This window comes from Dactylosporangium sp. CA-233914, from assembly GCF_050942935.1.
Taxonomy (GTDB): domain Bacteria; phylum Actinomycetota; class Actinomycetes; order Mycobacteriales; family Micromonosporaceae; genus Dactylosporangium.
On sequence record NZ_CP192030.1, the window covers coordinates 12,400,837 to 12,412,130 of the forward strand.

Sequence of the window (11,294 nt, forward strand, 5' to 3'; positions counted from 1 at the left end):
CCCAGAATATGCATTAGGCCTGCAGCACCCTGGCGTGGATCGAGGTCCGTTGTTGCAGCGCGGCCCGCAGCGCCCGGTGCAGACCGTCCTCCAGGTAGAGGCCGCCCTCCCACTGCACCACGTGCGGGAACAGGTCTCCGTAGAACGTCGAGTCCTCGGCGAGCAGCTTGTCCAGCGCCAGCTCGCGCTTGGTGGTGATGAGCTGGTCCAGCCGCACCGGCCGCGGCGGGATCTCGGACCACTGCTTCAGCGTCAGCCCATGCTCCGGATACGGCCGACCGTCGCGGACCGCCTTGAAGATCATGAACGTCACCCCCCTGACCGTGTCAGGGTACCGACCGGGTGCGACAGAAATACGTCACGAGACCGTTCGGTTACCCCAGTTGCCGCGGTGCGTAACGCTCGGAGACTCCCGGCGCCCCCGCTTGAGCGACGGCGAGCGCTTGTCGACGGCCCGGTAGCCGATGGTGACCGCGCCGATCGGCGTGTAGGCATCCGGCACCCCGAACTCGGCGCGGAACTGCGGGATCCGCTCGGGGGTGATGCCGAAGAAGCACGCTCCGAGCCCCTCGTCGACCGCGCCGAGCAGCACCAGCAGGCTCGCCATGCCGGTGTCGATGTGCCAGTACGGCACCGGCCAGCGGGCCTCGTCGCGATCGGTCCAGCCCTTGTCGGGCTGGGCGTAGCGGTCGAGGTAGGCGTCGCGGTGGCTCAGCGGCACGACGACGACGGGCGCGCGGCTCATCCCGTCGAGCCACGCCGTCGGCAGCTGCTCCTCCGGCGTCGTGGCCGTCCAGAAGCGCTCGACGTCCCCGCGGGTGTCGAGCAGCAGGAACTCCCAGCCCTGGGAGAAGCCCGCCGAGGGGGCGTGCACGGCGTAGCCGAGCAGCCTCTCGACGATCTCCGCCGGCACCGGACGGTCGGGGTCATAGTTGCGCACCATCCGCCGCCGGCGGATCACCTCGGAGAGCTCCACAGGTGAAGCCTAGATCGCGCGGATCCCCCACGCGCCCTGCCAGGTCGAACCGGGCTCGAGGGTCACGACGTCGCGGCCGGAGCGGAAGGCGTCCGGCGGGCAGGTCATCGGCTCGATCGCCAGGGCCTTGCGCAGCCGGTCGGCGGGGAGGGTGTCGGAGGAGTACACCTGCCACCAGGTGAAGGCGGCGTCGGCCCACACGACGACGCCGCGGCCGTCGGGGGCCTCGACGGTGACCCGCGAGCCGCCCTCGGCGTCCGCATCCACCTCGCCGAACGCGGTGTCGAGCACGGTCGCGCCGAGGCGCCGGCCCTCGGTGAAGTCGTACTCGCTGCCGGCGACCTTCGCCGCGCCGATCGGCAGCAGGCGGGCGTCGACGAGCAGCCGGCTGCGGGCCGGCACGCGCAGGGTCAGCTCGTCGACCGGCACGCCGGGCACGAGCACGTAGGGGTGGGTGGCCAGGCCGAAGGGCACCGCGATGTCGCCGGTGTTGGTGACCTCGTGCTCGGCGCGCAGGCCGGCCTCGCTCACCGACCACGTCGTCGACAGCCGCAGCGGCCACGGGTAGCCGGGCTGCGGCACGAGGTCGTGCGCCACGGTCACGCGGTCGGGCGCGGCGTCGACGAGGCTCCAGCGGGCCCAGTTCACCAGGCCGTGGATCGCGTTGTGCCGCTCCGGCTCGGTCAGGGGCAGCTGCTGGTGCTCGCCGCCGAAGGTGTACTGCCCGTCGCGGATCCGGTTCGGCCAGGGCGCGAGGACCTGGCCGGCGCAGCCGACGGCCCGCTCGTGCTCGGCGTATCCGGCGACGACGTCCCGCCCGTCGGCGGAGAAGGCGCGCACGCCACCGCCCACCTCGACGATGACGGCCTCCTGGCCGCCCGAACGGATCGTCCACTGTGTACCCGAAGGGGCGTGCGAGAGCTGCGCGGCGGCGGCGGTGTCCATGAGCGCGACAATATCGTCACTGCGTCGTGTCGGTGTAGCGGAGGAGCACAGGGAACGACGCCGCGAGCAGTATCGCGACCACCGCGGCCGCGATCCCGCCGCTGACCCAGGAGAAGGTCGCGCCCGTCGCGTCGGCCATCGAACCGGCCCGGAGGTCACCCAGACGTGGACCTCCGGCGACCACGGCGAAGAAGACGCCCTGCAGGCGCCCGCGCATCTCGTCGGGGGCGCTGAGGAGCACCGTCTGGCGGTACACCCCGCTGATCATGTCGGCCGCCCCCGCCAGAGCCATGAAAGCTACACATGCCCACAGCCACGGCACCGCCCCGGCCGCGGCGACCGCCACGCCCCAGCCCACGACGGCGGCCACGAGCGCGATCCCGCGGCGGTGGACCCGGTTGATCCAGCCCGACGTCAGGCCGGCGATCACGGCGCCGATGGCGATCGAGGAGTACAGCCAGCCGAGTGACGCCTGGCCGAAGCGCTCGTCGGCGACGACCGGGAACAGCGCCTTGGGCATGGCCAGCACCATCGCGGCGATGTCGATGGCGAAGGTGAGCAGGATGAGCTTGTGCGCGGCCAGGAAGCGTAGCCCGACGCCGATGTCGCGCAGCCCGGCGCTGTTCTTCGCCCCCGTGGGCGGGAGCTCCGGCAGGCGCAGCGCGGCCCACAGCACGACGGTGAACAGCACCGCGTCGACCGCGTAGGCGGCGGAGAAGTCGAACGCGGCGATGACGATGCCGGCGCCGACCGGGCCGCCGATCGCGGCCACGTTGGACACCGTGAAGCCCAGCGTGTTGGCCGAGGCCACCTCGCGCTCGTCGACGAGGCTCGGGATGATGGCCTGCCGCACCGGGCTGTTGATGCCGAACGCGGCGGACTGGGCGGCGATGAGCGCGAGCATCAGCCACGCGTTGTCCAGGTGCAGCACGGCCTGGACCAGCAGGCCGAGGGTGGTCACCCACATCAGGGCCGAGCTGACGAGCAGCACCTTGCGCCGGTCGTAGGCGTCGGCGATCGCGCCGCCCCAGATCGAGAAGACGATGAGCGGGACGAGGCCGACGAAGCTCGCGACGCCGACCCACAGGGAGGACCTCGTGATGGTGTACACCTGCACCGGCACGGCGACGGCGGTGAACTGCACACCGAAGAACGCCACCGCGTTGCCGATGAAGATGCGGCGGTACGCGCCGTGGCGCAGCGGCCGGATGTCGATCGCGTGCCGGCGCAGCCAGCCCCTCGGCTCGCGCCGCTGCTCCCGCTCGTCCTCGACCGCCGTCACGGCGCGAGCCGTTCGAGCTTCCCCGTGCCGCCGGTCGTGGTGAAGCGCAGCCGGTCGTGCAGCCGGCTCGCGCGGCCCTGCCAGAACTCGACCTCGTCCGGGGCGACCCGGAACCCGCCCCAGTGCGGCGGCGCCTCGACCGGCCCGTCGCCGAAGCGCCGCTCCGCGTCGGCCCACCAGCCTTCCAGGTCGGCCCGGGAGCCGATCACGGTCGACTGCGGGCTCGCCCAGGCGCCCAGCTGCGCGCCGCGGGGCCGCACCGCGAAGTACTCCTCGGTCTCCTCGCGCGAGACCTTCGTCACCACGCCGCTCACGATGACCTGGCGGTGCAGGTGGTACCAGGGGAAGACGAGGGTCGCACGAGGATTCGCGGCGAGGTCGTGGCCCTTGCGCGACCCGTAGTTGGTGAAGAAGGTGAACCCGAGCTCGTCGTAACTCTTCAGCAGCACCGTTCGCGCCGACGGGCGGCCGTCGGCGTCCGCGGTGGCCAGCAGCATGGCGTTGGGCTCCGGCATCCCGGCCGCCACGGCGTCGGCGAACCAGGTGGCGAACTGGTCGAGCCAGTTCCCGGCGATCGAATCCTCGCCGAACTCGCCCTCGTACTCGGTGCGCATGCGCGATAAATCCTGCGGTGATGTGCTGGGGCTCACGCCCACATCCTTCCTCCGGCGATCACATATGCGTGAAGATGTGTCATGCAGGCCACATCTGAGCCGGCGTTCAGGCGGCGTTCGTCAAGCCGCAAGGCGAAGATGTCAGGGAGTTGACACCCCGATTCAGCAGGAGTGTGAGATGTCCGATTTCAAGCCGGGACTCGAGGGCGTGATCGCCTTCGAATCGGAAATCGCGGAGCCCGACAAGGAAGGCGGCGCCCTGCGTTATCGCGGCGTCGACATCGAGGATCTCATCGGTCAGGTGTCGTTCGGCAACGTTTGGGCCCTGCTCGTCGACGGAAAGTTCGGCCCGGGCCTGCCCCCGGCCGAGCCGTTCCCGGTGCCGGTCCACTCGGGCGACATCCGCGTCGACGTGCAGTCGGCCGTCGCGATGCTGGCGCCCTACTGGGGCCTCGGCCAGCTGCTGGACATCGAGACCCCCCAGGCCCGCGAGGACCTGGCCCGGGTCAGCGTCACCGCCCTGTCCTTCGTCGCCCAGGCGGCCCGCGGGCTCGGCCTGCCGGCCGTGCCGCAGAAGGAGATCGACAAGGCGGAGACCATCGTCGAGCGGTTCATGCGCCGCTGGCGCGGCGAGCCGGACCCGCGGCACGTCAAGGCGGTCGACGCGTACTTCATCTCCGCCGCCGAGCACGGCATGAACGCCTCCACCTTCACCGCCCGCGTGGTCGCCTCCACCGGTGCCGACGCGGCCGCCTGCATCTCCTCCGGCATCGGCGCCCTCTCGGGCCCGCTGCACGGCGGCGCCCCGTCCCGGGTGCTCGGCATGATCGAGGCGGTCGAGCGCAGCGGCGACGCCGAGGGTTACGTCAAGAACGTCCTCGACCGCGGTGAGCGGCTGATGGGCTTCGGCCACCGGGTGTACCGCGCCGAGGACCCGCGCGCCCGCGTGCTGCGCCGCACCGCCAAGGATCTGGGCGCACCGCGCTTCGAGGTCGCCGAGGCCCTGGAGAAGGCCGCGCTGGAGGAGCTGCACGCCCGCCGGCCCGACCGCGTGCTGGCCACCAACGTCGAGTTCTGGTCGGCCGTCGTGCTCGACTTCGCCGAGGTGCCGGCCCACATGTTCACGTCGATGTTCACGTGCGCCCGGGTCGCCGGGTGGAGCGCGCACATCCTGGAGCAGAAGGAGCTGGGGCGGCTGGTGCGGCCGTCGGCGAAGTACGTCGGCCCGGGCCCGCGCAAGCCGCAGGACGTCGAGGGCTGGGACCGCATCCCGCACGGTGTGTGACGCTCGTTAAATGTGCCGGGGCTGCGGCGCGGAAGGTGGCAGGATCCGCGGGGTACCCGCCCGCCCGCCGCACCCCGGAGTACTCAGATGGCTGAAATCCGCATCCCCGATGAGATCAAGCCCGCCGACGGACGCTTCGGGTCCGGCCCGAGCAAGGTGCGGCCCGAGGCTGTGCAGGCCCTCGCCGGCGTGGCCTCGACCTGGATGGGCACCAGCCACCGGCAGAAGCCGGTCCGGGACCAGGTGGCCCGGCTGCGGCACGGCCTCGCGGACCTGTTCAGCCTGCCCGAGGGCTACGAGGTCGTGCTCGGCAACGGCGGCAGCACCGCCTTCTGGGAGGTCGCGGTCTTCGGCCTGATCCGCGACCGGGCGCAGTTCGCCAGCTTCGGCGAGTTCGGTGCCAAGTTCGCCGGGGCCGCCAAGAAGGCCCCGTTCCTCGGCGAGCCGACCGTGATCAAGGCCGAGCCGGGCACCGGCGCCTTCCTGCGCGCCGAGGAGGGCGTGGACGCGTACTGCTCGCCCCACAACGAGACCTCGACCGGCGTCGCGGTGCCGGTGCGGCGGCTCGGCGGTACCGATGAAGGCGCTCTGCACCTGACCGACGCGACCTCGGGCGCCGGCGGGCTCGACGTCGACGTGTCCCAGACCGACGTCTACTACTTCGCGCCGCAGAAGGGCTTCGGCTCCGACGGCGGGCTGTGGATCGCGCTGATGTCGCCGGCCGCCATCGCCCGCACCGCGCAGATCAAGGAGTCCGGGCGATACATCCCCGACTTCCTCGACCTGCAGACGGCGATCGACAACTCCCGGCTGGAGCAGACCTACAACACCCCGGCGCTGGCCACCATCTTCATGGCCGCCGAGCAGGTCGACTGGATGCTGGCCGGGGGCGGGCTGTCGTTCGCCGCGAAGCGCAGCGCCGAGTCGGCCTCGATCCTCTACGGCTGGGCCGAGCGCTCCGCCGTGGCCACCCCGTTCGTCGCCGACCCGGCGGTGCGCTCCAACGTGGTGGGCACGATCGACTTCGCCGACTCGATCGACGCGACCGCGATCTCCAAGGCGCTGCGCGCGAACGGGATCGTGGACACCGAGCCGTATCGCAAGCTCGGCCGCAACCAGTTGCGCATCGCGATGTTCCCGGGCGTCGACCCCGCGGACGTCGAGGCGCTGACCGTGTGCATCGACTTCGTCATCGAACGGCTTTGATGCCGAAGAATCACCGATTCGGGGGAGTGCCGACACCGAGCGTAATTTCGTCGTGAAGGGAAGCACTGCTCCATTCCCCGTTTCTGTCGGCGCGGCGCAGGTCATTCCAGCTAGGGTTGCCGTACTGTGACTTGAAGGCGCTGGCCGATGGCGCCTGAAGCGGGTGGGACGGAGGCACGCGATGCGGCCTGTGCGATTCGTCGCCCTCTCGGAGGACGGGCAGGCGTTCGTCCTTGCCGACGAGGTTGGACGGCTGCTGGCGCTGCCCATCGACGAACGCGTCCACAGTGCCCTGCGCCCCGATCACAGCCATCCGACCAGCACCGTCGAGACCGGCTCGTCGCAGCTCGCGCCGCGTGACATCCAGGCCCGCATCCGCTCCGGCGAGTCGGCCGAGGAGGTCGCCCGGGTCGCCGGCGTGCCCATTGACCGGGTTCTGCGCTACGCGGGCCCGGTGCTGCAGGAGCGCGCCATGCTCGCCCAGCACGCCCGGCGCACGCGGCTGAAGACCTCGGAGAAGGGCTCGTCCCTGGCCGAGGTCGTCGACACGCGCCTGGGCCAGCACGGGATCGACACGGAGAAGATCTCCTGGGACGCGTATCGTCGCGAGGACGGCACCTGGCGCATCACCGCCACGTGGCCGAGCGGCAAGGCGACCGCCCAGGCCGTCTGGGAGCTGGACAAGGCCCGTCAGCTGGTCGCGCCGCACGACGACATGGCGCAGTATCTGTGCACCGAGCGCGGCGCCGGCATCCTCGGCCAGGAGCCGCCCGCGACCGAGCGCGCCCTGCCCGCCCGCGGCGAGACCAGCCGCGGCGACCTCGGCCTGCGCCCCGACGCCGTGCGCAGCGGCGGCCACGAGCCGATCCGCCCGGCCACGCCCGAGCGCCGCCCGGGCGGCCGCACGCTGGGCAACGACCCGATCCGCGCCGGCCGCGACGCGCTGCTCGCCTCGCTGGACCGGCCGCTGGGCTCGCAGCCCAGCGAGGAGCCGGTCGTCACGCCGCCGCCGGTCAAGCACGACAACCGCGCCCGCGGTGCCGCCGCGCTCATCGGCCGGTCCCCGTTCGACGAGGACACGGACCAGAGCAAGGAGGTCCCGGCCGTGCCGTCGCTGGCGGTCCTGCGCCCGCGCCGCAACACGGCGTCGGCGGCCGCGGCGGTCGAGCAGCCCTCGGCGGCCGCGGAGAAGCCCCGCAAGCGCCTGCCGAGCTGGGACGACGTCCTCTTCGGCGGCGCCCCCGCCGCCCGCGAGACCTCCTGACCGCCCGCGCGACGCGAGCGGAGCCGGCGCGAAATGCGGCTAGGTTGGTATCCATGAAGTACACCAACCTCGGGCGGACCGGGCTCTCCGTGAGCCGTCTTTGCCTGGGCACCATGAACTTCGGGCCGAAGACCACCGAGCCGGACAGCTTCGCGATCATGGACCGCGCGCTGGAGCACGGCATCAACTTCTTCGACACCGCGAACGTGTACGGCTGGAAGCTCGGCGAGGGCGTCACCGAGACGATCATCGGCAACTGGTTCGCGCAGGGCGGCGGCCGCCGCGAGAAGGTCGTCCTGGCCACCAAGGTCTACGGCAAGATGCAGGAGTGGCCCAACGGCCAGGGCCTCTCCGCGCGCCACATCATCGCCGAGGCCAACGCGTCGCTGCGGCGCCTGCGAACCGACTACATCGACCTGTACCAGATGCACCACATCTCCCGGGCCACGCCGTGGGAGGAGATCTGGCAGGCGATGGAGGTCCTCGTCGCGCAGGGCAAGGTGTTGTACGTCGGATCCTCCAACTTCGCCGGCTGGCACATCGCCGCCGCCCAGGAGTCCGCCCGGTCGCGCAACTTCCTGGGCCTGGTCGCCGAGCAGTGCATCTACAACCTCATGGCCCGCACGGTCGAGCTGGAGGTCCTCCCCGCCGCCCGGCACTACGGCCTGGGTGTCATCCCCTGGTCCCCGCTGCACGGCGGCCTGCTCAGCGGCGCCCTGGCCAAGCTGGCGGCGGGCAGCGCGGGCCGCTCGGCCGAGGGCCGCGCCGCCGACGACCTCGAGAAGCACCGCAGCGCCCTGGAGGCCTTCGAGAAGCTGGCCGCCGAGCTGGGCACCGACCCGTCGAACCTGGCCCTGGCCTGGCTGCTGGCCCAGGAGGCGGTGACGGCCCCGATCATCGGCCCCCGCACGCTGGAGCAGCTGGACAGCACGCTGGGCACCCTGGGCCTGACCTTGGAGCAGGCCACGCTGGACCGCCTGGACGAGCTGTTCCCGCCGGTCGGCAAGGGCGGCCCCGGCCCGGAGGCCTGGGCCTGGTAACCGGCCACCCGGTTGACGGCGCCGGCCGTGACACCTTCGGCCGGCGCCGTTGTCATGCCAATGCGACGGTGGCCAGGACGTCATACTCCGGCTGAGGCCCGAGCCGGCTGCGCATGAGTCGTACCTCGCCGACGCGCCACAGCGGCCCCCGGTACTCCCGGAGCGTCCGCAAATCCCCGGCCAGCTCCTCGGGCGTCAGAACGTCCCCCGGCCGCGCGATCGTCACGTGGGGCTGCCAGTCCCGCCGGTCGAACGGCAGCCGGTGCCGCCGCAACGCCTTGCGAACCGCCCCGCCCAGCTGCCTGAGCCCACCCCCGCCGTCCTCGCTCTCGATGCCGGTCACGAGATGCTTGAACTGCCTGCGCCCGAGCGTCCGGCCCCCGGCGATCCGCACACTGGGCGCGGGCACCCCCGCCAGCTCTTCGAGCGCGCCGACGGACGCCGTTTCGTCCTCCACCTCCCCGATGAACGCGACGGTCAGGTGCCACCGCTCGGGCGGGGCGAGCCGGACCGACCTCTCCCGGGGCCGGGCCACGGCCAGCCGGTCAACCACGCTCTTGAAGTGCTCCCGCACCTCGGCCGGCGGATACGCCGCCATGAAAACCCGCAAAACCCACTACTTTCGTCGTCTCAACACTGCTGGGCGCCGGCGTTTCTCAACACGAGCCCGGCCCGCTGCAGCTCCCCCTCGACCCGGAGCCGCTCCAGCTCGAGATCGACCCCGGCCAGCCCGTCGAGATGCTCCTCCACGCCAAGCTGCACACAGGCGGTGTGCAACCCTTCGTCGTACGCCTCCTGCACCGCCACGAACCAGACCCGCGACCGCATGGCGACGCTCTCCCGCAGCCGGTTGAGCCGCCGAAGGTCCCCGGCCACCTGCTCGATGGGCGGCCCGGCGACCTGGGGCACCCGCCCGCGACTGCCCTGGTCGATGTCCCGCCCGACGCGCCGCAGCCGCCACCGCCGACCGAACCAGCTCCCCCGAAGCCATCCACCGGCCGGCCCCCGCCGCCCATACCGCGCCCCACCGCTGCGCCCCCCGAACCACGCCCGCCACCCGCCACCAGGCTCTTGCCCACCGCCGACCGGGTCCGGGGCCCAGGTCCCACCACCGGACCCCGCCCGTCGCCCACCGCTGGGCGCTTGCCCACCGCCGCCAGACGCCTGCCTACCGCCGCCGCCGACCGGGTCCGGGCCCCAGGTCCCACCACCGGACCCCGCCCGCCGCCCACCGCCAGGCGCCTGCCCACCGCCGCCAGACGCTTGCCCACCGCCGCCGATCGGGTCCAGGCCTCCGGTCTCACCACCGGGCCGCGGCCGCCGCGGGAGCGCACCCTCATCGCCCGCCCCGCTGAACCGCCCGCGCCACTCACCCGGCCCCTGGCCGAACCGCCCGCGGCACTCATCCCGCCCTGGGCCGAACCACGACCGCCGCCCCGCCCGCGGGTGGCCGGACCGCGCCCGCCACCGGTCCCGCTTGACCCGCTCCATGTCCCGCTGTCGCGCCCGCTCGGCCCGCTCGTCGAGCCGGGCCCGCACCCGCGAGGGCAACAGCCGCCGGATCCACTGCCAGCCCTGCGAGAAGATCTCATCGGCGGAGATGAGCAGCGCACAGACAACACACGGCGCCACGGCAATCAGCCCGATGACGCCGGCCACCAGCAGGCCGTGCAACACGCCACCCACGAGATGAGACTAAGCTCACACGACAGCGAAAGCCACCGATTTCGCGCGTTGCCGCCGACCAGTCGCGTCCTGGGGCGATGAGGTCGGGCCAGCGGCGCCCCCTCGCCGCCGCTTGCCCGGCCTCACCGCCGTCCAAGGCTCCGCGCCCGTCGCGCCCCGGCCTCGTCGTTATTGCGTGCCGGCCGTCAACAAGGATCGGAGTTCGGTGATGGCCTCCTCGTTACCTTCCACTCGGATCGGTTGATGCACATCGGTCGTTGGGTTTGATTCGCGTGCCCAAAGCCATCGCAGAATTTCGGCCGGTGGGCCCGTTACGGTCGCGTCCGGCTGGGAATCAGCGATGGTTCGGTTCGGACTCGCCGAGGTGACCGAGACACCCTCGGAGCCGGTCCGGATGAGCCAGGCGTCGGTGATCACCGCAGGATCGCCGGCAGCTTGGATTCGGATGTCGTAGCCCGTGGCCTTGGACAGGGCCGGGGCGAAGTCCTCCTGCCAGGTGTGGGAGCCGTAGCTCAGGAAGAGGCGGAGGACCTCGTCGATGCCGTCCCGGGCCAGATCGGGTGGGATCGGGGCCGATTCGGTGTGGTGGGCCAGTTCGGCGTCGAGACGGTGGATCACCGACTCCTGGGCCATGCGGCGGATCCAGAACTTGACCGTCTGGTCCGGGTCGTGCCAGGTCAGCGCATGGTCGGCGTCGCCGCGGCGGGAGAACTCATGGGTCACCGCCCCGTAGCCCCGATCCAGCAGGGCGATCGGGTTCTCGGTCGCGATCTCCGGCGGGGGCCATTGCTCGGGCCAGGCACCGGTGCGCAGGACCTCGGCCTTGTGCAGATAGACCTGGCCTACGTGGCGGACGAGATCCGCCACGGTCCAGCCGGGGCAGCTGGGAACCTTGGCCGTCAGGCCGGCGCCGGCCACCTCGCGCAGACGCATGTAGTCGGCGGCCAGACACTGCAGCAGACGCGATCGCTCCATGACCGTGACTCAACCACATGG

Annotated in this window: 12 protein-coding genes; 4 read left to right on the forward strand and 8 right to left on the reverse strand. The window is 72.1% G+C overall.

The features are described 5' to 3' along the window. Positions 1-13 precede the first annotated feature (13 nt). Genes ACQPY0_RS55430 through pdxH form a run of 5 tightly spaced genes read right to left on the reverse strand, consistent with a single transcriptional unit; the run spans position 14 to position 3,859 of the window. Entirely contained in the window at positions 14-304 is a 291-nt protein-coding gene (locus ACQPY0_RS55430) for a type II toxin-antitoxin system VapB family antitoxin (protein WP_190249067.1), read from the reverse strand. A 54-nt stretch (positions 305-358) separates the two neighbouring features. After that, a complete protein-coding gene (locus ACQPY0_RS55435; RefSeq protein ID WP_432980824.1) occupies positions 359-976 on the reverse strand; it encodes a nitroreductase family protein in 618 nt (205 codons plus the stop codon). Positions 977-985: 9 nt separating this feature from the next. Further along, entirely contained in the window at positions 986-1,921 is a 936-nt protein-coding gene (locus tag ACQPY0_RS55440; protein ID WP_432980827.1) for an aldose 1-epimerase family protein, read from the reverse strand. Positions 1,922-1,937: 16 nt separating this feature from the next. Beyond that, on the reverse strand, positions 1,938-3,203 hold the full coding sequence (locus ACQPY0_RS55445) for an MFS transporter (protein ID WP_432980830.1): 1,266 nt from the start codon (positions 3,201-3,203) through the stop codon (positions 1,938-1,940). Beyond that, on the reverse strand, positions 3,200-3,859 hold the full coding sequence (gene pdxH, locus ACQPY0_RS55450) for a pyridoxamine 5'-phosphate oxidase (RefSeq protein WP_432980833.1): 660 nt from the start codon (positions 3,857-3,859) through the stop codon (positions 3,200-3,202). Before pdxH ends, ACQPY0_RS55445 begins: the two co-directional genes overlap by 4 nt. A 136-nt stretch (positions 3,860-3,995) precedes the next feature. On the opposite strand from pdxH, the gene ACQPY0_RS55455 reads away from it, so the two are divergent. From ACQPY0_RS55455 to ACQPY0_RS55470, 4 genes are all read left to right on the forward strand, one after another. Continuing rightward, complete coding sequence (locus tag ACQPY0_RS55455; protein ID WP_432980836.1) at positions 3,996-5,102, forward strand: citrate synthase 2; 1,107 nt, start codon at positions 3,996-3,998, stop codon at positions 5,100-5,102. A gap of 87 nt (positions 5,103-5,189) precedes the next feature. Continuing rightward, a complete protein-coding gene (serC, locus tag ACQPY0_RS55460; protein WP_432980839.1) occupies positions 5,190-6,308 on the forward strand; it encodes a phosphoserine transaminase in 1,119 nt (372 codons plus the stop codon). Positions 6,309-6,489: 181 nt separating this feature from the next. Further along, the gene (gene sepH / locus ACQPY0_RS55465; protein ID WP_432980842.1) at positions 6,490-7,572 is read left to right on the forward strand and encodes a septation protein SepH; all 1,083 of its coding nucleotides are present in this window, start codon (positions 6,490-6,492) and stop codon (positions 7,570-7,572) included. A 53-nt stretch (positions 7,573-7,625) separates the two neighbouring features. Then, the gene (locus ACQPY0_RS55470; protein ID WP_432980845.1) at positions 7,626-8,612 is read left to right on the forward strand and encodes an aldo/keto reductase; all 987 of its coding nucleotides are present in this window, start codon (positions 7,626-7,628) and stop codon (positions 8,610-8,612) included. A gap of 52 nt (positions 8,613-8,664) precedes the next feature. On the opposite strand, the gene thpR is transcribed toward ACQPY0_RS55470, so the two are convergent. The 3 genes from thpR to ACQPY0_RS55485 all read right to left on the reverse strand — a co-directional run bounded on the left by thpR (position 8,665) and on the right by ACQPY0_RS55485 (position 11,273). Further along, complete coding sequence (gene thpR / locus ACQPY0_RS55475) at positions 8,665-9,222, reverse strand: RNA 2',3'-cyclic phosphodiesterase (protein ID WP_432980848.1); 558 nt, start codon at positions 9,220-9,222, stop codon at positions 8,665-8,667. A 20-nt stretch (positions 9,223-9,242) separates the two neighbouring features. Continuing rightward, a complete protein-coding gene (locus ACQPY0_RS55480; RefSeq protein WP_432980851.1) occupies positions 9,243-9,521 on the reverse strand; it encodes a hypothetical protein in 279 nt (92 codons plus the stop codon). Between the two features lie 945 nt (positions 9,522-10,466). Continuing rightward, a complete protein-coding gene (locus tag ACQPY0_RS55485) occupies positions 10,467-11,273 on the reverse strand; it encodes a maleylpyruvate isomerase family mycothiol-dependent enzyme (RefSeq protein WP_432980854.1) in 807 nt (268 codons plus the stop codon). Positions 11,274-11,294 lie beyond the last annotated feature (21 nt).